The organism is Stenotrophomonas sp. Steno-C18, from assembly GCF_056393195.1.
On sequence record NZ_JBWJOX010000002.1, the window covers coordinates 198,102 to 217,917 of the forward strand.

At 68.6% G+C, this 19,816-nt stretch carries 21 protein-coding genes; 12 read left to right on the top strand and 9 right to left on the bottom strand.

The annotated features are described in order from the left end of the window. Nucleotides 1–2: 2 nt before the first annotated feature. Together AC06FE_RS05490 and AC06FE_RS05495 are read right to left on the bottom strand one after the other, a co-directional pair. A complete protein-coding gene (locus AC06FE_RS05490; RefSeq protein WP_192286846.1) occupies nucleotides 3–953 on the bottom strand; it encodes a calcium/sodium antiporter in 951 nt (316 codons plus the stop codon). 63 nt (nucleotides 954–1,016) lie between these two features. After that, a complete protein-coding gene (locus AC06FE_RS05495; protein ID WP_478072449.1) occupies nucleotides 1,017–1,610 on the bottom strand; it encodes a lectin in 594 nt (197 codons plus the stop codon). Between the two features lie 110 nt (nucleotides 1,611–1,720). Here AC06FE_RS05495 and AC06FE_RS05500 point away from each other — a divergent pair, with 110 nt between their 5' ends. After that, nucleotides 1,721–2,272: a hypothetical protein gene (locus AC06FE_RS05500; protein WP_192286848.1), complete on the top strand. Its 552-nt coding sequence runs from the start codon at nucleotides 1,721–1,723 to the stop codon at nucleotides 2,270–2,272. Between the two features lie 3 nt (nucleotides 2,273–2,275). Here AC06FE_RS05500 and hmgA read toward each other — a convergent pair whose 3' ends face one another. Both hmgA and hppD read right to left on the bottom strand, forming a co-directional pair. After that, entirely contained in the window at nucleotides 2,276–3,574 is a 1,299-nt protein-coding gene (gene hmgA / locus AC06FE_RS05505) for a homogentisate 1,2-dioxygenase (protein WP_132863267.1), read from the bottom strand. A gap of 169 nt (nucleotides 3,575–3,743) precedes the next feature. Beyond that, nucleotides 3,744–4,814 carry a 4-hydroxyphenylpyruvate dioxygenase gene (gene hppD, locus AC06FE_RS05510; protein ID WP_192287308.1) on the bottom strand — a complete coding sequence of 357 codons (1,071 nt, stop codon included), beginning with the start codon at nucleotides 4,812–4,814 and terminating at the stop codon, nucleotides 3,744–3,746. Nucleotides 4,815–4,987: 173 nt separating this feature from the next. On the opposite strand from hppD, the gene AC06FE_RS05515 reads away from it, so the two are divergent. Further along, the gene (locus AC06FE_RS05515; RefSeq protein WP_132863263.1) at nucleotides 4,988–5,482 is read left to right on the top strand and encodes a MarR family winged helix-turn-helix transcriptional regulator; all 495 of its coding nucleotides are present in this window, start codon (nucleotides 4,988–4,990) and stop codon (nucleotides 5,480–5,482) included. Nucleotides 5,483–5,530: 48 nt separating this feature from the next. Here AC06FE_RS05515 and AC06FE_RS05520 read toward each other — a convergent pair whose 3' ends face one another. The 4 genes from AC06FE_RS05520 to AC06FE_RS05535 all read right to left on the bottom strand — a co-directional run bounded on the left by AC06FE_RS05520 (nucleotide 5,531) and on the right by AC06FE_RS05535 (nucleotide 10,288). After that, nucleotides 5,531–6,649, bottom strand: coding sequence for a hypothetical protein (locus AC06FE_RS05520; RefSeq protein ID WP_446540728.1), 1,119 nt, complete (start codon nucleotides 6,647–6,649; stop codon nucleotides 5,531–5,533). A gap of 471 nt (nucleotides 6,650–7,120) precedes the next feature. Next, on the bottom strand, nucleotides 7,121–7,714 hold the full coding sequence (locus AC06FE_RS05525) for a thioredoxin family protein (protein WP_478072450.1): 594 nt from the start codon (nucleotides 7,712–7,714) through the stop codon (nucleotides 7,121–7,123). Between the two features lie 10 nt (nucleotides 7,715–7,724). Then, complete coding sequence (locus AC06FE_RS05530; RefSeq protein ID WP_478072451.1) at nucleotides 7,725–9,218, bottom strand: peptide MFS transporter; 1,494 nt, start codon at nucleotides 9,216–9,218, stop codon at nucleotides 7,725–7,727. 197 nt (nucleotides 9,219–9,415) lie between these two features. After that, nucleotides 9,416–10,288, bottom strand: a complete 873-nt coding sequence (locus AC06FE_RS05535) for a tryptophan 2,3-dioxygenase (protein WP_132863256.1) — start codon at nucleotides 10,286–10,288, stop codon at nucleotides 9,416–9,418. A 368-nt stretch (nucleotides 10,289–10,656) separates the two neighbouring features. Between AC06FE_RS05535 and pdhA the strand changes: the two genes are divergently transcribed. The 9 genes from pdhA to AC06FE_RS05580 all read left to right on the top strand — a co-directional run bounded on the left by pdhA (nucleotide 10,657) and on the right by AC06FE_RS05580 (nucleotide 17,374). Beyond that, entirely contained in the window at nucleotides 10,657–11,745 is a 1,089-nt protein-coding gene (gene pdhA / locus AC06FE_RS05540; protein ID WP_313252989.1) for a pyruvate dehydrogenase (acetyl-transferring) E1 component subunit alpha, read from the top strand. A 79-nt stretch (nucleotides 11,746–11,824) separates the two neighbouring features. Then, on the top strand, nucleotides 11,825–12,811 hold the full coding sequence (locus AC06FE_RS05545; RefSeq protein ID WP_446541055.1) for an alpha-ketoacid dehydrogenase subunit beta: 987 nt from the start codon (nucleotides 11,825–11,827) through the stop codon (nucleotides 12,809–12,811). 1 nt (nucleotide 12,812) lies between these two features. Further along, nucleotides 12,813–13,166 (top strand): SH3 domain-containing protein, encoded by a 354-nt coding sequence (locus AC06FE_RS05550; protein ID WP_132863251.1) that lies wholly within the window; start codon nucleotides 12,813–12,815, stop codon nucleotides 13,164–13,166. After that, complete coding sequence (locus AC06FE_RS05555) at nucleotides 13,163–14,518, top strand: dihydrolipoamide acetyltransferase family protein (protein WP_478072452.1); 1,356 nt, start codon at nucleotides 13,163–13,165, stop codon at nucleotides 14,516–14,518. Before AC06FE_RS05550 ends, AC06FE_RS05555 begins: the two co-directional genes overlap by 4 nt. 151 nt (nucleotides 14,519–14,669) lie before the next feature. Further along, complete coding sequence (locus AC06FE_RS05560; protein WP_132863247.1) at nucleotides 14,670–15,083, top strand: hypothetical protein; 414 nt, start codon at nucleotides 14,670–14,672, stop codon at nucleotides 15,081–15,083. A gap of 85 nt (nucleotides 15,084–15,168) precedes the next feature. Beyond that, complete coding sequence (locus AC06FE_RS05565; protein WP_478072453.1) at nucleotides 15,169–15,507, top strand: hypothetical protein; 339 nt, start codon at nucleotides 15,169–15,171, stop codon at nucleotides 15,505–15,507. 9 nt (nucleotides 15,508–15,516) lie between these two features. Next, nucleotides 15,517–16,143 (top strand): DUF998 domain-containing protein, encoded by a 627-nt coding sequence (locus AC06FE_RS05570; RefSeq protein ID WP_478072454.1) that lies wholly within the window; start codon nucleotides 15,517–15,519, stop codon nucleotides 16,141–16,143. Nucleotides 16,144–16,175: 32 nt separating this feature from the next. Further along, nucleotides 16,176–16,562 carry a VOC family protein gene (locus AC06FE_RS05575; protein ID WP_478072455.1) on the top strand — a complete coding sequence of 129 codons (387 nt, stop codon included), beginning with the start codon at nucleotides 16,176–16,178 and terminating at the stop codon, nucleotides 16,560–16,562. A gap of 50 nt (nucleotides 16,563–16,612) precedes the next feature. Beyond that, complete coding sequence (locus AC06FE_RS05580) at nucleotides 16,613–17,374, top strand: SDR family NAD(P)-dependent oxidoreductase (protein ID WP_478072456.1); 762 nt, start codon at nucleotides 16,613–16,615, stop codon at nucleotides 17,372–17,374. A 158-nt stretch (nucleotides 17,375–17,532) separates the two neighbouring features. Here the strand turns inward: AC06FE_RS05580 and AC06FE_RS05585 are convergent, their stop codons facing one another. Further along, nucleotides 17,533–18,165 carry a Rossmann-fold NAD(P)-binding domain-containing protein gene (locus tag AC06FE_RS05585; protein ID WP_478072457.1) on the bottom strand — a complete coding sequence of 211 codons (633 nt, stop codon included), beginning with the start codon at nucleotides 18,163–18,165 and terminating at the stop codon, nucleotides 17,533–17,535. Nucleotides 18,166–18,287: 122 nt separating this feature from the next. Between AC06FE_RS05585 and AC06FE_RS05590 the strand changes: the two genes are divergently transcribed. Further along, nucleotides 18,288–19,814 (top strand): GGDEF domain-containing protein, encoded by a 1,527-nt coding sequence (locus tag AC06FE_RS05590; RefSeq protein ID WP_478072458.1) that lies wholly within the window; start codon nucleotides 18,288–18,290, stop codon nucleotides 19,812–19,814. Nucleotides 19,815–19,816 lie beyond the last annotated feature (2 nt).

Here is a 19,816-nt window from a genome sequence, read left to right on the forward strand (position 1 = left end):
GGTCAGTTCAACAGCGCCAGCTCCAGGCCGACCCAGGCCAGGAACGCGACGAACAACACGGCGCCCTCGCCGCGACTGATCTTCAGGTCGCCGCGCAGCATCGGGTACAGCATCAGCACCAGCACGATCGCCGCCGGCAGCTCCAGGCGCACGAACGAGGCCGGCAACGGCATCGGGCGCAATGCCGCCATGCCACCGACCACCACCAGCAGGTTGAACAGGCTCGAGCCGATCACGTGGCCGACGACCATGTCACCCTGGCCGCGCCGCGCCGCCGCGATCGCGGCGGCCACTTCCGGTAGCGCCGTGCCGATGGCCACCGGCAGCAGGCCGGCCAGCAGCGGCGACATGCCCCAGCCGGCGCCGATCACCGGTGCCGCCTGCACCACCCAGCGCGCGCCGAAATACAGCACCACGCCGGCAATGACCAGGCGGATCAGGTTGAGCCCCAGTTCGGTGCGGGTCGTCGCGTAGGCGGCGATGCTTTCCTGCAGCGCGGCCGGCTCGCGCCGGGCGCGCGCCAGCACGAACACCAGCACCGCGACGAAGCCAAGCAGCAGCACGATGCCTTCCACGCGGCTGATCGCACCGTCGAGCCCGAACACGATCAGCGCCAGCGAAGCCACGGCAAGCAGCACCAGCAATGGCGACAGCAGGCGCGTACGCACCACCAGCGGGTAGGCCAGCGCGGCCAGCGCCAGCGTCAGACCGACGTTGACGATGTTGCTGCCCACCGCGTTGCCCAGTGCCAGTTCCTGTGCCCCCACCGCGAAAGCGCGGGCATTGACCACCAGTTCCGGCAGCGACGTGCCGAAGGCCACCAGCAGCAGGCCGGCGACGAATGGCGAGGCGCCCAGTCGCTGGGCCAGCCCCGACGCGGCCTTCACGATGGAGTCGCCCCCCAGCGCCAGCAGCACCAAGCCAAGTACGAACAATCCAATGGCTTCAAACATCCGCGTCTCTCCCGACGGCAATGCGGCTGATTCTAGGCGCAGTCATCGCCTTTCCGCAGGAACTCAGCTGCACCCTTCCACGTAATCCACCTGCGGCGGCAGGCCAACCCGCCACGCTGTCACCTTGCCGTCGGCGCCCAGTTCGAACACCAGCCAGCCCTGGCTGCCATCGGCGGCGGGAACCCGCAGCACCTTGCCGCCTTCCACGTACTTGTGGGGCTGTGGTGCTTCGGCCTGTGTATACAGTGCCTGCAGCGGGGCCAGCGCCATGCCGACCTTGCCGCCGCCCGGGGCCTGCACGTCGGCGGCGCGCACGTCGTAGCGGACGAAATTGCCGCCCTCGAGCATGAAGGCGACGCCGTCGGCCCCCTGCCCGGCCGGCTGCAGGTAATAGCAGCCGCCGTCGGCCACGGCATCGCCCTGCAGCTCGCCATCCCAGACCGCGCGCATCTGTTCAGCATCGATCCCCAGTTGCAGGGGGCCATAGCCCTGCCAATCGGCGTTGCCGGTCACCGCGGCCTCGGCCGGGGCCGGCGCGGGCGAGCCCGCTGCCGCAGGGGCTTGCGGTGCCACCGGCGCATCCGGCGCGTCGGGGGTGCGGTTGCAGGCGGCCAGCAGGGCGAGCAGGACAAGCGAAGACAGTACGGTGCGGGTCATGCGGCAACTCCAGGGAGGACCGGGGGCCGAGTGTAGCGGCATGCCGGTTGTCATCGTGCTTTCACCTGCCGGACCCAGGCTTGGGCGTCCGCGCCGCCGTGTCACGTCCCATGCATCCGCGCAAAACCGAACTCGCCCTCTCCGTCCTGCAGGCCCATCGGGCACCGCTGGACCTGCGCCAGCGCCGTGCCCTGATCCTGTGCGATGGCAAGCGCAGCCTGGACGACCTGTCCCAGTTGCTGGGCAACGATGCGCCGGCGCTGGTCGCGCAGTTGATCCGCGACGGCTACCTGCTGGCCGATGCCCCCGACGCCCCACCGGCCGTCCCCGCGCCGGTGGCCATGGCGGCGCCTGCGCCTGCGCCGGCAGCAGCGGCGGCGGCGCCTGCCACCGAGCGCCGGCGCTCGATGGTGGCTGCGCGGATCTATGTGCTGGACATCCTGGCGCTGCAGCGCAACCCCACCGCGCAGCAACTGCACCGGCAACTGCAGTCCTCGCGCGAGGAAGGCGAGACGGTCAACGCGATCCGGCTGGCGCTGGCGCACCTGCCGGCGATGACCTCGGACGGCTACGCGCAACGCGTGCGTGGCCGCCTGCAGGAAGTACTGCCCGAGCCGCACCTGGCGACGGTGCTGCAGGCCACGCCGCTGCCGGCGGCCTGAAACTCAGCCCCTGGGCGGGGCGAAGTTGTCGCGCAGGCCGCTCCAGCAGGCCTGGTATTCGCGCTGGCGGTGCGGTGCGGCGATGGCCTGCTCGGTCGGGCAGATCACGCCGCGGGTCTCGAACATGAAGGCCATGGTGTCGGTGATCACGTCCGGCTTGGACAGGTCCGCGTTGGAGGCCTTGTCGAAGGTGGCCGCGTCCGGGCCGTGGCCGCTCATGCAGTTGTGCAGCGATGCGCCACCGGGCACGAAGCCCTCGGCCTTGGCGTCGTAGGCACCGTGGATCAGGCCCATGAACTCGCTGGCGATGTTGCGGTGGAACCACGGCGGGCGGAACGTGTCCTGCGCCACCAGCCAGCGCGGCGGGAAGATCACGAAGTCCAGGTTGCTGGTCCCGGGCGTGTCGCTGGCCGAATGCAGCACCAGGAAGATCGACGGGTCCGGGTGGTCATGGCTGATCGAGCCGATGGTGTTGAAACGGCGCAGGTCGTAGCGGTACGGCGCGTAGTTGCCGTGCCAGCCGACCACGTCCAGCGGCGAGTGGTTGATGTCCGCGCGCCACAGCCGGCCATGGAACTTGGCGACCAGCTCGAATGGGCCTTCCACGTTCTCGTAGGCGGCCACCGGGGTTTCGAAATCGCGCGGGTTGGCCAGGCCGTTGCTGCCGATCGGGCCGAGGTCGGGCAACTTGAGCAACGCGCCGAAGTTCTCGCAGACATAGCCGCGCGCCTGCCCATCGGGCAGCTCCACGGCGAAGCGCACGCCCCGCGGGATCACCGCGATCTGCTGCGGCTCGACGTCGATCACGCCCATCTCGGTGCGCAGGCGCAGCCGGCCCAGCTGCGGCACGATCAGCAGCTCGCCGTCGGCGTTGTAGAAATAGCGGCCACGCATGTCGGCATTGGCCGCATACATGTGGATGCCGGCACCGGCATGCGCATCGGGCGCGCCGTTGCCACCCATCGTGTACAGCCCTTCGATGAAATCGGTGGGCGTGGACGGCAGCGGCAACGGGCTCCAGCGCAGCTGGTTGGGCGATACCGCCGCATGGCTGAACTCGCCATGCAGGTTGGGCTGGTCGAACGGGGTGAATTCACCGTGCATCACCGCCGGGCGGATGCGGTACAGCCAGCTGCGGCGGTTGCTGCCACGCGGCGCGGTGAAGGCGCTGCCGGTCAACTGTTCGGCATACAGGCCATGGGCGACGCGCTGCGGTGAATTGCGCCCGACCGGCAGGGTGCCGGGCACTGCCTCGGTGGCGAATTCGTTGCCAAAGCCGGATTGATAACCGTTGGTGACCATGGTGGCGCCCTTGCCTTGCGATTGAGCCCCTCTCCCGCAGGCGGGAGAGGGGTTGGGGTGAGGGTGGATCGGTTGCGGTGATGCTACGTGCTTCGGTGGCCTTTGCCCTCACCCCAGCCCCTCTCCCGCGGGCGGGAGAGGGGCTTCAGGCAAGCGCATCGTTCGCCGCTTACAGCACGCCGCGCTTGATCTGGTCGCGCTCGATGCTCTCGAACAGCGCCTGGAAATTGCCTTCGCCGAAGCCTTCGTTGCCCTTGCGCTGGATGATCTCGAAGAAGATCGGGCCGATGCAGTTCTGGGTGAAGATCTGCAGCAGCTTGCGCTGCTTGGTCTCCGGGTCGGCGTCGATCAGGATCTTGTTGCGGCGCAGGCGCGGCACGTCCTCGCCGTTGTCCGGGATGCGCAGGTCGACCACGTCGAAATAGGTGTCTGGCGTGTCCAGGAACTCGATGCCGCGCTCGCGCATGGCTTCGACGGTGTCATAGATGTTGTCGGTGAAGCAGGCGATGTGCTGGATGCCCTCGCCCTTGTAGGCGTCCAGGTACTCGTTGATCTGGCTCTTCGGGTCGGAGGACTCGTTGAGCGGGATGCGCACGATGCCGTCCGGGGCGGTCATCGCCTTGGACACCAGGCCGGTCTTGGCCCCCTTGATGTCGAAGTAGCGGATCTCGCGGAAGTTGAACAGCCGCTCGTAGTAGTCCGACCACTGCTGCATGTTGCCCAGGTACAGGTTGTGGGTCAGGTGGTCGATGAAGGTCAGGCCGAAGCCCTTCGGGTCCTGCTCGGCACCATCAACCGGCACGTAGTCGGTGTCGTAGATGCTGCCGCCTTCGCCATAGCGGTCGACCAGGTACAGCATGCAGTCGCCGATGCCCTTGATCACTGGGGCCGGGACGGCACGGGTGTCGGCCAGCAGGCTGACTTCCTCGGCACCGTTGCCCAGCGCAGCGGCGAGCACCTCGGCGGCCGGCTTCTGGAAGCGGATGGCGAAGCCACAGGCGCAGGGGCCGTGCTTGGCCGCGAAGTCGGCGGCGAAGGAATCCGGCTCCTCGTTCACGAGGAAGTTGACGCCGCCCTGACGGTAGACGGTAATAGCACGCTGCCGGTGGCGGAGCACGGCAGTGAATCCCATGTTCCGGAAGTACGTGTGCAGCTGGGCGGCCTGCCCGGCCGGCGCGGCGAACTCGACGAACTCGAAACCATCAATGCCCATCGGGTTTTCGAAGGTGGTGACCTGCATGCCCGGATTGGGCGCGTGGGGTGCGGCGTGGGCTTGGGTATTCATGGGTTGCCTCCGATTGCGTGACCACTGCCGGGTGCCGGCGGTGTAAAAAACAGGAAGACACGCGCAAACGCGGGTCTGGACCGAAGGTTATAGTTTCACATGAAACCACCATCAAGGTGCACTGCAGCATGAGCTCTTCCGATTACAGCAAGTCCACCAGCATCCGGGCCTCGCATGTCCTGCTGGATCTCGAGCAGTTCCTGCCCTACCGCATCAGCGTCCTGTCCAACCGGGTCAGCGGCAACATCGCCCGGCTGTACGGCGACCGCTACGGCCTGGCCATCCCCGAGTGGCGCGTGATCACCATCCTGGCGCTGTACCCCGGCTCCTCGGCCAGCGAAGTGTCCGAGCGCACCGCGATGGACAAGGTGGCGGTCAGCCGCGCCGTGGCCCGCCTGCTGGAACGCGGCTTCATCAAGCGCGAGACGCACGGCGATGACCGCCGTCGCTCGGTGCTGGCGCTGTCGGCGGCCGGTTTCGAGGTCTACGAGACCATCGCTCCGCTGGTAATCGAGATGGAACGTCGGCTGATGTCGGTGCTCAGCGAGGAAGAGGAACAGGTGCTCGAGCGCCTGATCACCCGCCTGGCCGATGCCGGCCTGCCTCGCATGAGCGAAGCCTGAGATGTCGCCGGCCGCGGGCCGGCGGCGGAGGGCACGCGGCCTCGCGGCTCAGCTCAGGTGCTTGCGCTGGGCATAGATCCACGGCGCCGCCAACGCGGCGATCGCGCCACCGGCAAAGCCCAGCGCAGCGGCCACCGCCGCCGCTTCGATGCTGCCGGGCAATGCCAGCGCCGCCAGCAGCAACAGCACCGCTGGCAAACCGATGAACGAAGCCAGGAAGAACCGCCAGCGCGGCACCCAGGTGTGCAGCTGCATCAGGCTGGCACCCACCCAGGCTTCGCTGGCCCTGCTGCGTCCTATCTTGTCCACCAGCTTGACCAGATCGACCTCCGGCACGGACTTGCCGGCCGCCGCCAACGCCAGCTCGGCGTCAACTTCCGCAGGATCCGGCCAGTTCGAAGGCCATGCCTGCGGCGCTTCCACGCCATAGGCCGACAGCACCGGCAGGCTCAGCGCCGGCACGGCCAGCGCGCGCAGCCTGCGCTTGTCCAACACACACCAGACCTGTGCCCGTCCGCCACTGTGCACCTGGTACAACGACAGCTGCTCGGCCGCCGGGTAGGGCAATGCGGTCACGCGTGCGGCCAGGGTTTCCACGCCCATCGCGCGCAGGAAGCCGGCGCGGGCACGGCCGGTCTGCGTCCACGCCACGCCCAGGGGCGAGAGCAGCATCACCTCGGCCAGATCGGTGCCCCCGGCGGTGGCGCGCTCGTCGCTGGCCAGGTAGGCCGCCAGCGAACGCGGCTCGGCGACATCGGCCTTGCCCCAGCGCTGCGAATGACCGAGCAGGAACTTCAACGGCACCCTCGCGGCAACCGTCTCGCCGCGGGCGCTGTCCGATGCGAACGGCAACACCGAGGCAACGAAGGCGCGCAGTTCATTGCCGGGCGAACTGCTCCACTCCGGCGGCAACAGGCCGGCGAGCAGGCCATTGCGGGCCACCTGGTCGATCTGCTCCTTCTGCTCGACCAGCCGCATCACCGCCGACTGCAACATGATGTTCGGCGGCACCGCAGCCTGCGGCAGGCGCGAGGAGGCGGGTACCGGCGAGGTGTCCTCGGCGGCCGGCGTCTCGTCGAGCAGTTCGTCCACGCTTGGCAGGCTGACGCTGGCCGACGCGACGGGCGGGGTATCGACGATGGAGGGGGAATCAGAAGCAGGCTGCATGGCGAAAACGGAGCGGGCCGTGCGCAGGCGGAGATGCATCCGTTAGCGGCCGCGCGGGGGGAATATGAAGGCATGCGGCGCGACCCCTCCCCCGCCCTCCCCTTCGCTGCGCGAAAGGGAGGGGGCAGATCACGGCGAGCTGCGCCTGCCTCGCAGGAGCGGCCTCGGCCGTGAGGCCAGTGCACGAGCCATCGCGTGGAAGCTCCCCCTCCCAGCCTCCCCTTCGCTGCGCGAAAGGGAGGGCAGATCACGGCGAGCTGCGCCTGCCTCGCAGGAGCGGCCTCGGCCGTGAGGCCAGTGCACGACCTATCGCGTGGAAGCTCCCCCTCCCCAGCCTCCCCTTCGCTGCGCGAAAGGGAGGGCAGATCACGGCGAGCTGCGCCTGCCTCGCAGGAGCGGCCTCGACCGTGAGGCCAGTGCACAAACGACAACGGCGCCTTCCGGCGCCGTTGTCATCCCCGCCGCCGCGGCTCATTGCGCGGCCGGCGGTGCCCACTGCTTGAGGAAGGCGAAGAACTTCTCGCGGTCGTAGCCCTTGCCCTTCTCCAGGTCGCCGGTGAACTGCGAATGCAGCAGCTTGCCTTCGGCATCGAGCACGAACAGGTGCGGGTAGCCCTTGATCTCCGGGTAGCCGGACAGGAACGCGGTGTTCTCGTTCTCTTCGCTGAAATTGACCTTCATCCACACGTAGTTGCCATCACGGAAGCGGCGGATCTCCGAATCCCCTTCCATGAAGGCATCCAGCAGGTGGCACCACGAGCACCACTCCCCGCCCACGTCCAGGATGATCCGCTTGCCGCCACGCTGGGCCTCGACCTTGGCCGTTTCCAGGTCGGCGACCGGGTTGCGGGCGGGGTCGAACTGCGCGTTGAGCGCGGCCACCGCGGCGATATCCGCCGCGGTGGGGGTGTTGCCCGAGGACACCGGCTGGCTGGTGTCAGCCACCGGCGCCTTCTGTTCGGAGGTGTCCAGCGGCTGCACCTTCTCCACCGGCGGTGGCGACTGGTTGCAACCGGCCACGGCCATGGCGAACACCAGCGGGACCACTCCAAACAGCTTGTTCATCGGTCTTTCCTCACTTCACGCCATGCATGAGCTTCTGCACCAGCGGGGCGATCAGGAACAACAGCACGCCTGCACCCAGCAGCGACCAGAAGCCGAAGGTATACCCCTTCAGGGCCGATTCCACCGTCATGCCGCTCTCGCCGCTGACCACCGCGGCGAAGATGCCCGACAGGTTGTTGCCGATGGCGGTGGACAGGAACCAGCCGCCCATCGCCAGGCCCACGACCTTGAGCGGGGCCAGCTTGGTGGTCATCGACAGGCCGATCGGCGACAGGCACAGCTCACCGACGGTCTGGATCACGTAGACCATGAACAGGGTCCAGAACGGGATCTTGCCGGCGCCGTCGACCAGCGAGGACAGCGCGTACATCAGCAGCAGGAAGGCCAGGCCGTTGAAGATCAGGCCCAGGCCGAACTTGCGCGGGATCGACGGGTTGGCCTTGCCCAGCGCGGTCCACAACCACACGAAGATCGGGCCAAGGGCCAGGATGGCCACCGAGTTGACCGACTGGAACCAGCCGATCGGGAAGGTCCAGCCGCCCAGGTCGCGGTTGACGATGTTCTGCGCCAGGAAGTTGAACGAGCTGCCGGCCTGTTCGAAGAACATGAAGAACAGCACGTTGAACACGAAGATGATCAGCATGGCGATGGCACGGTCACGGGCCACCTTGCCCTCGCGGATGCCCTCGACCAGGATCATCACGCACAGCGCGGTGAACAGCGCGCCCAGGATCCAGCCCAGGATGCCGGCGTCGATGGACAGCAGCGCATAGGCCACCGGCACGGCCACCAGCGAACCCACCAGCACGGCGATGGTGCGGCCCATGCCTTCACCACCGGCCGGCGGCTTGCCGATGTCACCGAGCTGGCGACGGCCGAACCAGAACCACACCAGGCTGATCAGCATGCCCACGCCCGAGGCGATGAACACGTACTTGTAGGCCGGCATGGCTTCGGTGCCGAACACGTTCTCGGCCAGGATGCCGGTCAGCACCGGTGCGACCAGCGCGCCGGCGTTGATGCCCATGTAGAAGATGGTGAAGCCCGAGTCACGGCGCGAGTCGTTGATGCCGTACAGCTGCCCGACCATGCTGGAGATGTTCGGCTTGAACAGGCCGTTGCCCGCGATCACCGTGGCCAGGCCGATACGGAACACCTGGTCGTTGGGGATGGCGATCAGGAACAGGCCCAGCGACATCACCGCCGCACCGATCAGGATCGAACGCTGGTATCCGATGATCCGGTCGGCGACGAAGCCGCCGAACAGGGCTGCCGCATACACCAGCGCCAGGTAGGCGCCGTAGAGCTTGCTGGCACCGGCCTGGCTCTCGGAGAACTGGGCGACGATGTACAGCGTCAGCGCCCAGCGGATGCCGTAGAACGCGAAGCGTTCGAAGAACTCGGTCATGAACAGCATCCACAGGGGGCGTGGATGGCCGAGGAGGTTGGTGAACGCCGGCACGGGCGCCGGGTTGGATGCGGAATTGGGCGCGGCAGCGCTCATGCGGGTGTCCCCTGAGTCATTCGATGGGCAAGTGATGCGAAAGAAGTCGGCCGGAACCGGCGCGACGGGCGAGCATCACCGAAGGGCCGGCTTCACGTCAAATCCACAGACGGCTTGCCCGGGCCGGCCTGCGACGGCCGGAAACGCCGCAGGGGCGCCCCGAGGCGCCCCTGCAAGCTGCTGAATACGTTGGATTTTCAGGCGCCCGCCGGCGGATCGGCGCGGATGCTGGTGCGGACTTCGAACAGTTCCGGGAAGAAGGTCAGCTCCAGCGCCTGCTTGAGGAACCCCACGCCGCTGGAGCCGCCGGTGCCCCGCTTGAAGCCGATCACCCGCATCACCGTGCGCATGTGGCGGAAGCGCCACAGCTGGAACTGGGTCTCCAGGTCCACCAGGTCCTCGCACAGCGAGTACTCGCGCCAGTAGCGGTCGGTGTCCTGGTAGATGTTCTCGAAGACATGGCGCAACGCCGGGTCGCTGACATGCGACTGGGTCCAGTCGTGGCCCTCGTAGGTGGCCGGGATGGCATGGCCGAAGCGCGACAGGTAGGCCAGGAACTCCTCGTACAGGCTGGGGGCCTCCAGCACCTCGCGCAGCTGCGCCTGCCCGGCCGGGTCGTGGGCGAACACGCCCAGCATGTCCGCGTTCTTGTTGCCGAGCAGGAACTCGATGTAGCGGTACTGCAGCGACTGGAAGCCGGACGAGGGCCCGAGCACGTCGCGGAAGCCCATGTATTCGGACGGGGTCAGGGTTTCCAGCACCGCCCATTGTTCGGTCAGCAGGCGCAGCACCTGCTTGCCGCGGGCCAGCACCTTCCGGCACTGCCAGACCTCGTCGCGCTGCAGGTGGGCACGCGCGGCGCGCAGCTCGTGGGCCAGCAGCTTCAACCACAGTTCCGAGGTCTGGTGCTGGATGATGAACAGCATCTCGTCGTGGTGCGGCGGGTTGGACAGCGGCTGCTGGGCCGACAGCAACTGGTCCAGGCGCAGGTAGCCGCCGTAGGTGAGCCGGCCCTGCAGGTCGGTGTGGATGCCTGCCTCGAGCTCACGCTGGTTCTTTTCTACGGTCATCGGCCTTGCCATCTGCGCGGGGCGCAAAGGGTAACGCAGCCGCACGCCCGGTAGCGCGGCGCCAGGCACCGCCGGGTATTGCCGGGATCGCATGCCGGGCACGGCCCGGCCCGGCGGGCATCCCCCCGACGGTGCGGTTCCGCGCAAACGGAATAAGAACACTTGCGATGGCAACCGGCGCGACAATGCCCTGCCTTGGCGCGGCCTTGCTGAATACGCTGTATTTACTCGGCCGTGGCGAGGGCCATGGAACGAACCCGGCATTTGTACGGTCAGTCGTGCTGCGCCGCAGGACGGCTTTTCCAGCCTGATTCCTTACCATGCGCAATTCCTATCATTTGAAACCATCTGTTCAAGGTGTTGCTGCAATGACGGTTTCCGCCCAGTTCCAAATCGACTACCTGCAGTACCTGGATGCCGAAGGCAGCCTGGTACGCGACGACCTGCCGGAGTCGCTGCGCGACCCGCGCAGCCTGCTGCCGCTGTTCAAGCAGATGCTGGCCACCCGGGTGTTCGACACCAAGGCGGTTGCCCTGCAGCGCACCGGCAAACTCGGCACCTTCGCCTCCTGCCTGGGCCATGAAGCGGCCCACGTCGGCATCGGCGCGGCCATGAAGAGCGGCGACGTGTTCGCCCCCAGCTACCGCGAGTACGGCGCGATGTTCATGCGCGGCGTGCGCCCGCGCGACGTCCTGATGTACTGGGGCGGCGACGAGCGCGGCAGTGACTACGACCGCGACAGCGACGCCGTCCGCGACTTCCCGATCTGCGTGCCGATCTCCACCCAATGCCTGCACGCGGCCGGCTCGGCGCTGTCGTTCAAGCTGCGCGGCCTGCCGCAGGTGGCGGTCACCGTCTGCGGTGACGGCGGCAGCTCCAAGACCGACTTCTACGCCGCGGTGAACTCGGCCGGCGCCTACCAGCTGCCGCTGATCCTGTGCGTGGTCAACAACGGCTGGGCGATCTCGGTGCCGCGTTCGGCCCAGACCGGTGCCGAGACCCTGGCCCAGAAGGGCCTGGCCGGCGGCCTGTTCTGCCTGCAGGTGGACGGCAACGACCTGATCGCGGTGCTGGCGGCCATGGAGCAGGCACGCGAACGTGCCCTGTCCGGCAAGGGCGGCACGGTGCTGGAGTTCCTCACCTACCGCCTGTCCGACCACACCACCGCCGACGACGCCCGCCGCTACCGCGACGACGTCGAGGTCAAGGCCGCCTGGCAGCGCGAGCCGCTGATCCGCCTGCGCAAGTACCTCACCGCCGCCGGCGTGTGGAGCGAGGAGGAAGAGAAGGCCTGGATCGCCGAGTGCGGCACCCGCGTGGACGAGGAGGTCAACGCCTACCTCAACTGCCCGGTGCAGCCGGTCGAGGCCATGTTCGATTACCTGTACGCCGATCCGCCGCCGGACCTGCTGGCCCAGCGCGCCGCCGCCATCGCCCTGGAGCAGCGCCATGGATGACATCAAGCGCGCCCTTCCCGGAACCCCGGCCGGCCACGACGTGGCCCACAGCGCGGCCAGCAACAGCGGAGAAACCACCATGACCGCCACCCCGATCACCCTCATCGAAGCCGTCACCCAGGCCCTTGCATGGGAAATGGAACACGACCCGTCGGTGCTGGTGCTGGGCGAGGACGTGGGCGTCAACGGCGGTGTGTTCCGCGCCACCGCCGGCCTGCAGCAGCAGTTCGGCGCGCAGCGCGTGCTGGACACCCCGCTGGACGAGACCACCATCGCCGGCCTCACCGTCGGCCTGGCCGCGCAGGGCATGAAGCCGGTGGCCGAGGCCCAGTTCGACGGCTTCGTCTACCCGATGGTGGACCACATCATCTGCCACGCCGCACGCCTGCGTAACCGCACCCGTGGCCGCCTGCACTGCCCGATGGTGCTGCGCGTGCCGTGGGGCGGCGGCATCCGTGCGCCGGAGCACCACAGCGAGGCCAACGAAGCCATCTTCACCAACGTGCCGGGCCTGCGCGTGGTGCTGCCGTCCAGCCCGCAGCGTGCCTATGGCCTGCTGCTGGCCGCGATCCGCGAGCCGGACCCGGTGATCTACATGGAGCCCAAGCGCATCTACCGCCAGTACAAGGAAGTGGTCGCCAACGACGGCGAGGCACTGCCGCTGGACGTGTGCTTCGTGCTGCGCGACGGCACCGACGTGACCCTGGTGACCTGGGGCGCGCAGGTGAAGGAAGCCCTCGAAGCGGCCGACAAGCTGGCCGGCGAAGGCATCAGCGCCGAAGTGATCGACGTGGCCACGCTGCGCCCGCTCGACTTCGCCACCATCGCCGAGTCGGTGGCCAAGACCGGCCGCTGCGTGATCGTGCAGGAAGCGCCCAAGACCGCCGGCTTCGGTGCCGAGATCGCCGCCCGCCTGGCCGAGGAGTCGATGTACGACCTGCTCGCCCCGGTCGAGCGCGTCACCGGCTATGACACCCACATCCCGCTGTTCCGCCTGGAAATGAAGTACCTGCCGAGCGTGGAGCGGATCGTGGCGGCGGCCAAGCGCGCGGTGGCGGCGGGCTGACATGCAGGCACGCCTGACCGGCAGCCACCGCAGCCAGTACCGCAATCCGTTGCACGTGCACACCGGGCAGATCGTCGCCCTGGGTGTGCGTGACGAGGAATGGCCGGCGTTCGCGTGGGTGACCACCGACGCCGGCGATGCCGGATGGACGCCGATTGCCTGGTTGCGGATGCTCGACGACGGCCGCGCCGAAGTGCTGCGCGACTACAGCGCGCGCGAACTGGACGTGGACCGTGGCGAGCAGGTGCGGCTGCACCATGAACATGGCGGCTGGTGGTGGTCCGAGCGTGCCGATGGCACGCAGGGCTGGCTACCGGCACGCGAACTTGAATTGCTGGAAGAGAACTGCACATGAGCCAGACCAAGAGCTTCAACCTGCCCGACCTGGGCGAAGGCCTGCCGGACGCCACCATCGTGGAGTGGTTCGTCAAGGAAGGCGACGTGATCAAGCTGGACGAGCCGCTGGTCTCGATGGAGACCGCCAAGGCCGTGGTCGAGGTGCCCTCGCCGGTGTCCGGCAAGGTACTGAAGCTGGCCGGCGCGCCGGGTGACATCGTGGTCACCGGCCACATGCTGGCGCACTTCGAGATCGACCCGAACCTGCCGCAGCGTGCCGAAGGCCAGGATACCGGCCACCACCACGGCGCCCCGGCACCGGCCGCTGCGGCACCTGCACCTGCCGCAGCGCCGGCACCGGCTGCCGCCGCCGAACGTGCCGACGAAGGCACCGTGGTAGGCGCGATGGTCAGTTCCAATGCCGTGCACACCGAGCAAGCCGTGGCCGTCGGTGGCGTCAAGGCGGTGCCGGCCGTGCGCGCGATGGCGCGCAAGCTGGGCGTGGACCTGGCCCGCGTGCGTGCCACCGGCGCCGACGGCGCGGTGACGATGAACGATGTGAAGCAGGCGGCCGAAGCCGGTACCGCCCGCGTCGGCGCACCTCTCCCGCGTACGCCCTCACCCGCCCTGCGGGCACCTTCCCCCGCAGGCGGTGGAAGGGATGAAGCCGCCCGCACCCCGCTTTCCGCCGCCGGCAAGCCGATGCGCACCGCGCCGCCGGGCGTGGTCGCCAAGGGTCAGCCGGAACCGCTCAAGGGCGTACGCCGCAACATGGCGCGGGTGATGGCCGATGCGCACAGCAAGGTCGTGCCGACCACGCTGACCGACGACGCCGACATCCACGCCTGGGCACCGGGCAATGACATGACCTCGCGCCTGGTGCGCGCGATCGTGGTCGCCTGCCAGACCGTGCCGGCGATGAACGCCTGGTTCGACGGTGAAAACCTCACCCGCACCCTGCACGCGCAGGTGGATATCGGCATTGCGGTGGATACCGACGACGGCCTGTTCGTGCCGGCCCTGCGCAATGCCGACATGCTCGATGCACGTGGCGTGCGCGAAGGCATCAACCGCCTGCGCCAGCAGGTGGAAGACCGCTCGATCGCCGCTTCGGAACTGAGCGGCTACACCATCTCGCTGTCCAACTTCGGCATGTTCGCCGGCCGCTACGCAACGCCGGTCGTCGTGCCGCCGTGCGTGGCCATCGTCGCCGCCGGCCGCGCCCGCTTCCAGCTGACGCCGGTGATGGGTGGCGTGGAAACGCACAAGGTCATCCCGCTGTCGGTCACCTTCGACCACCGCGCCTGCACCGGCGGCGAAGCCGCCCGCTTCCTGCGTGCGCTGATCGACGACCTGGCCCGGACCAACTGACCGGTCCTGCCAGCGCAGTCCCGGGGCCCGCAGTGATGCGGGCCCTTTTTTTGGGATCGATGCAGCGGTTCCTCCCTGCTGAACACGCATGCACGCCTGCGGGCCGTTACCATACGGCCCGCTACTTCAATGGGAAAACGCAATGGGAATAATGACAGGGATGGTTGTCGGCGCCGTGATCGGGCTGGGGGCATTGAACGTGATGGCACTGATCGCCAGGAACAGCGGCCGGCCGTTCGACCAGACCACGCTGACCAGCGATGAAGACGTCCTGGCGCAGGTCGCCACCTGGGCACAGGCCAATGGCTACCACCTTGCCAGCGAAGCCGGCCCGAACCGCGTCTACCGCAAGGGCAAAGGCTTCTTGACCGCACCGATGTTCCTGGAAGTCAGCCGCGACGGGAACCGCTACACCTTCCGCAGCTACACCCGCATCAACGGCCTGATCATCAAGGGTGACATGGCCCTGAGCGGTGGCAGCTTCGTCGCCAGCGTGCCGCGCGCAATGGCCCGCAAGGCGCAGAACCTGCTGTTCGCCCAGCTGCACGCGCCGCCAATCCACTGATCGTTGCCGGGCCGGCGGATACCGCGGTGTCATCCTCCGGCGTTACGATGGGCCGGAAAGCCACGCACACGATTCGGTAAACACCATGGACGCTTGGATCTGTACGCAATGCGGTGTACGCAATGGCATCGAGGCACGTGTGTGCTGGCGTTGCGGCACGCATGCCGACGGCAGTGCCCCCGACCCCGAAGCGCACGCGCCGGGCGTCGTGCATGTCCAGGGACTGCGACAGATGACCTGCCTGCGCTGCACCGACAGCGAAATGGCCTTCATCGGTCGCCGCCGCTTCCACGAGGGCTCGCAGGCGATGCCGTTCCTGCTCGGCGAACTGGGCGAACTGTTCGTGCACCGCGAGGAGTTCGACCTGTACGCCTGCCCGTCGTGCGGCAAGGTGGAATTGTTCCTGTCCAGCACTCCGCAGTAAGGCGCGCCGATGCAGGACAGGCGCTGGCTGGTCGGATTGTTCGTGCTGGTCTACCTGGCCATGTTGCTGGGCGGCGCGGCGCTCAAGCCCGGGTATTCGCCGGTGGCGCAGTACATCAGTGAACTCGGTGCCACCGGCAGCGCGCACGCGCGGCTGATCAGCCTGGCCGGCTTCATCCCGGTGGGCGTGCTGGGCGCGGCGCTGCTGGTGGTGATGGCCGCGCGCGTGCCGCTGGTGGGTATCGGGCGCGTCGGCTACTGGCTGCTGCTGTGCGAACCCCTGGCCTGGATCGGCTCGGCGCTGGCGCCATGTGACCTGGGCTGCCCGCACGGCGGCAGCGTCTGGCAGGTACTGCACAACCTGTTGGGCGTGCTGACCTACCTGGGCACCACGCTGGGACTGGTGTTGATGGCGGCCGCGCCCGGCCTGCGGCCCGCCACCCGGTTGCTGTGGATCGCGCTGGCGATGGCCTGGCTGCTGCTGTTCCTGCTGATGGGCACTCCCACGCTGGCTGACGTGCGCGGTTTGCTGCAACGCCTGGCCGAATGGCTGGTCTACGGGGCGCTGTGCAGCGCCGCCTGGCGCCTGGCCGGCCCGCACGCCATCGCAACCGGCGCTGCAACCACACGCGGGTAAGCTGCCGGCTTCCCTGCCACCCGGAGCCCTCCATGAGCCACCGCAGCCGTCTTGCCGGATTCATCATCGATTGCCAGGACACCGACAGCGACACCGCCGCCGCGTTCTGGGGCGCCGCACTGGGGCTGGAGGCCGAGCCCAGCGAATCCAACACCGATGGTTCGCAGTACAGCCGCCTGCGCGATGCCCCCGGCCACCTGAATGTCGAGGTGCAGCGTGTCAGCCACGCCTCGCGCGTGCACCTGGACATCGAAGCGGACGACATCGACGCCGAGGCCGACCGCCTGGAAGCCCTGGGCGCCCGCCGCATCGGCTTCGTCAAGCGCTGGTGGGTGATGGAAGCGCCGACGGGCCATCGTTTCTGCGTGGTACGCATGCATCGCCCCGAGCAGGGCGCGCCACCGCGCGTCTGGGAGTGAACACCCACGGCATCGGATAATCCGCGCAGCCTTCCCTGGAGATGCAGCCAATGTCCGTTCCCACCCTCACCGGTGCCCGCGTGCTGGTCGCCGGCGGCAGCCGCGGCATCGGCCTGGCCATCGCCGACGCCTTCGCCCGCGCCGGCGCGCGCATCAGCCTGTGCGCACGCAACGCACAGGTACTGCAGCAGGCCGCCGTGCTGCTGGAGGCCACCGGTGCGCAGGCGGTCCATGCGCAGTCCTGTGACCTCGCCGATCCGGCGCAGATCGCGCAGTGGGTAGACGCCGCGGCCACCGCGCTTGGCGGCATCGACATCGTCGTCAACAACGCCTCCGGCTATGGCAACGGCAATGACGATGCCAGTTGGCAGGCCGGCTTCGACATCGACCTGATGGCGGCCGTGCGCACCAACCGCTGCGTGCTGCCCCACCTGCGCCGCAGCGCGATGCCGGCCATCCTCAACATCAGCTCGATCAACGCCTCGGTGCCGACCCCACGCGCGGCGGCGTACTCCACGGCCAAGGCCGCGCTGAACTACTACACCACCGCGTTGGCCACCGAGCTGGCGCACGAGCGCATCCGGGTCAATGCCCTGGCGCCGGGCTCGATCGAATTCCCCGGCGGCCTGTGGGAGCGTCGCCGCAGCGAGGAACCGGCGTTGTACGCACGGATCCGCGACAGGATCCCGTTCGGCGGCTTCGGCGATGTCGAGGACGTGGCGCAGGCAGCGTTGTTCCTGTGTTCGCCGGCGGCGCGCTGGATCACCGGGCAGGTGCTGGCGGTGGATGGCGGCCAGTCGCTGCCTGCGTGACCCTCGCAGGAACGGCCTCGGTCACGAAGCCGATCAGGGTTCCTGCACGAGAGCACCCCTCCCCAGCCCTCCCCTTGCCTGCGGCAAAGGGAGGGGGCGTAGGAACGGCTTCGACCGCGAGCCTGCGTCAGAAACAACGTCCCCCCGCCCTCCAGAACTCACACCAACGCCGCCGAGCCCACCACCCGTTCACCCGGCATGGGTGCCATTACCGCCTCCACCAACGCCCCGGCGATCCGTTCGGCCGGATTGATCCGCCAGGCCTTGGGCAGCACCGGCCCCAGCGCGCGCAATACCACCAGGGCGGCGTGTTCACCGGCACGTTTCTCCAGCCGCTCACCGCCGATCAACCCGGGCCTGACCAAGGTCAACGCATCGAACCCCAGCGCGCGCAGGTCGCGTTCCAGTTCGCCCTTGACCCGGTTGTAGAAGAACCTCGAACCGGCATCGGCTCCCATCGCCGAGTTCAACGCAAACACCGCGCAGCCCCGCGCCCGTACCGTGCGGGCGATCAGCAGCGGGTAGCCATGGTCGACCTGGCGGAACGCCTCGCGCGAACCGGCCTGCTTCAAGGTCGACCCCAGTGCGCAGATCGCCGCATCCACCTGCCACCACGGCGCGTCCAGCGGCAAGGCGGCGAAATCGTGCACCGGGTTGTGCAGGCGTGCATCGACCACCGGCAATGGCCGCCGGGTCGGCGCCACCACCGCGCTGCAACGCGCATCGGCCAGCAGGCGCCGCAGCACCTGCGCCCCGACCAACCCGGTCGCCCCCGCCAACAGCACCCGCATGTCCCGCTCCTGTGATCGACTGCGATTCAAGCCCCCCATCACCTTGCCGATAATGAGGCTTGGATACCACCCCGCCGGGGGGCGCCTGCGCGCCCCCGCACCCCCACCCGAACCCGCGCGCCATGGCCGACAGCTCCGATTCCTCCGCACCAGGCAGCCTCGGGCTGGGACGCATCCTGTCGCGTCGGACCAGCCCTGCGCCGCGGCCGGAACCTGCGACGCTGGACAACCCCGGCATGGCCCTGCTGCAGCGCCTGTTCGTCGGCGCCGACAGCCCCGAGCCGCTGCTCGGCGCCTTTGCCCAGGGCATGTGCAGCCTGCCGGGTGAACTGGGCGACATGGGCCAGCGCCTGCACAGCGCGCATGCCGAGCGGGACTGGGAGCGTTATGGCCGCCTGATGCGGCAGCTGATCGACAAGTACATCCGCACCATCGAGCAGGAGCAGCCCGTCGGCAATGGCGAGGCCGCGCAGCTGCGCGACCTGCTGGCCAACACGCTCGATGCGGTGCTGGCGAGCCTGATGCAGCATTCGCCCGAGCTGGAGCAGCAGGCACGGCGGATGGGCGAGGAACTGCGGGCCTGGCGCAGCGGCCAGGCCCTGCAGCCGGTGGCCCAGCACCTGCGCGAGTTGTGCCACCAGGTCGGCGTGCGCAGCGAGGGCCTGCAGGAGCAACGCGACCTGCTGCTGAGCCTGTTCGACCTGCTGCTGGAGAACATCACCGAGCTGCTCGACGCCGACAGCTGGCTGCACGGCCAGATCCGCAGCGTGCGCCAGCTGCTGTCCGGTCCGCTGGACGGCGATGCGCTGGAACAGACCCGCAATGACCTGCGCGAAGTGATCTACCGGCAGGGGTTGCTGCGCCAGGGCATCGACGAATCCAAGCAGGCGATGAAGGAACTGATGGTCGATTTCATCGACCAGGTCGACGGCATGGCCACCGAAACCGGCGAGTACCACGACCGCATCGCCAGCTATGCCATCGCCGTGCGCCAGAGCCGCAGCATCGCCGACCTGACCAGCCTGCTGCAGGACGTGCTGCAGGACACCGCGCGCGTGCAGGCGCAGGCCGCGCGGGCGCGTGACCACCTGGCCAATGCGCGCGCCGAAGCACAGGCCGCCGAGCAGCGCGTGCGCCAGCTGGAAACCGAATTGGCCGAAGCCGGCAACCAGCTGCGCACCGACCCGCTGACCGGCGCCCTGAACCGGCGCGGGCTCGATGCCCTGCTTTCCAGCCTGCCCGACGACGGGGCCACGCTCAGCATCGCGCTCCTGGACCTGGACCACTTCAGCCAGACCAACGCCGCCTTCGGCCACGCCGGCGGCGACCGTGCGCTGCGCCACCTGGTCGCCACCGCGCAGGCGCGACTGGGCAGCCACGGCCACGTCGCCCGCCTCGGCGGCGACGAGTTCGTGCTGGTGCTGCCGGCCATGCCGCAGGCGCAGGCACAGATCCAATTGCGCCGCCTGCAGGAAGCGCTGGCCCAGCGCCCCTTCCTGCAGGACGACCAGCGGGTGCACGTACGCTTCAGCGCCGGCACGGCGCAACGCCGCCCCGGCGAGCCGACCGAGTTGCTGCTGCAGCGCGCCGACCGCGCGCTCTACGCCGCCAAGCAGGCCGGCCGCGACCAGATCCGCAACGCCGACTGAGC

What these genes read in the sequence shown, in the direction of transcription:
- AC06FE_RS05555 (WP_478072452.1), top strand. Translation starts at nt 13,163, where the DNA reads ATGAGCCAGACCAAGAGCTTCAACCTGCCCGACCTGGGCGAAGGCCTG.
- hppD (WP_192287308.1), bottom strand. Translation starts at nt 4,814, where the DNA reads ATGCAGGTCACCACCTTCGAAAACCCGATGGGCATTGATGGTTTCGAG.
- AC06FE_RS05500 (WP_192286848.1), top strand. Translation starts at nt 1,721, where the DNA reads ATGCATCCGCGCAAAACCGAACTCGCCCTCTCCGTCCTGCAGGCCCAT.
- AC06FE_RS05525 (WP_478072450.1), bottom strand. Translation starts at nt 7,714, where the DNA reads ATGAACAAGCTGTTTGGAGTGGTCCCGCTGGTGTTCGCCATGGCCGTG.
- AC06FE_RS05495 (WP_478072449.1), bottom strand. Translation starts at nt 1,610, where the DNA reads ATGACCCGCACCGTACTGTCTTCGCTTGTCCTGCTCGCCCTGCTGGCC.
- AC06FE_RS05535 (WP_132863256.1), bottom strand. Translation starts at nt 10,288, where the DNA reads ATGACCGTAGAAAAGAACCAGCGTGAGCTCGAGGCAGGCATCCACACC.
- AC06FE_RS05565 (WP_478072453.1), top strand. Translation starts at nt 15,169, where the DNA reads ATGGACGCTTGGATCTGTACGCAATGCGGTGTACGCAATGGCATCGAG.
- AC06FE_RS05560 (WP_132863247.1), top strand. Translation starts at nt 14,670, where the DNA reads ATGACAGGGATGGTTGTCGGCGCCGTGATCGGGCTGGGGGCATTGAAC.
- AC06FE_RS05545 (WP_446541055.1), top strand. Translation starts at nt 11,825, where the DNA reads ATGACCGCCACCCCGATCACCCTCATCGAAGCCGTCACCCAGGCCCTT.
- AC06FE_RS05575 (WP_478072455.1), top strand. Translation starts at nt 16,176, where the DNA reads ATGAGCCACCGCAGCCGTCTTGCCGGATTCATCATCGATTGCCAGGAC.
- AC06FE_RS05515 (WP_132863263.1), top strand. Translation starts at nt 4,988, where the DNA reads ATGAGCTCTTCCGATTACAGCAAGTCCACCAGCATCCGGGCCTCGCAT.
- AC06FE_RS05580 (WP_478072456.1), top strand. Translation starts at nt 16,613, where the DNA reads ATGTCCGTTCCCACCCTCACCGGTGCCCGCGTGCTGGTCGCCGGCGGC.
- AC06FE_RS05590 (WP_478072458.1), top strand. Translation starts at nt 18,288, where the DNA reads ATGGCCGACAGCTCCGATTCCTCCGCACCAGGCAGCCTCGGGCTGGGA.
- hmgA (WP_132863267.1), bottom strand. Translation starts at nt 3,574, where the DNA reads ATGGTCACCAACGGTTATCAATCCGGCTTTGGCAACGAATTCGCCACC.
- AC06FE_RS05570 (WP_478072454.1), top strand. Translation starts at nt 15,517, where the DNA reads ATGCAGGACAGGCGCTGGCTGGTCGGATTGTTCGTGCTGGTCTACCTG.
- AC06FE_RS05530 (WP_478072451.1), bottom strand. Translation starts at nt 9,218, where the DNA reads ATGAGCGCTGCCGCGCCCAATTCCGCATCCAACCCGGCGCCCGTGCCG.
- pdhA (WP_313252989.1), top strand. Translation starts at nt 10,657, where the DNA reads ATGACGGTTTCCGCCCAGTTCCAAATCGACTACCTGCAGTACCTGGAT.
- AC06FE_RS05490 (WP_192286846.1), bottom strand. Translation starts at nt 953, where the DNA reads ATGTTTGAAGCCATTGGATTGTTCGTACTTGGCTTGGTGCTGCTGGCG.
- AC06FE_RS05520 (WP_446540728.1), bottom strand. Translation starts at nt 6,649, where the DNA reads ATGCAGCCTGCTTCTGATTCCCCCTCCATCGTCGATACCCCGCCCGTC.
- AC06FE_RS05550 (WP_132863251.1), top strand. Translation starts at nt 12,813, where the DNA reads ATGCAGGCACGCCTGACCGGCAGCCACCGCAGCCAGTACCGCAATCCG.
- AC06FE_RS05585 (WP_478072457.1), bottom strand. Translation starts at nt 18,165, where the DNA reads ATGCGGGTGCTGTTGGCGGGGGCGACCGGGTTGGTCGGGGCGCAGGTG.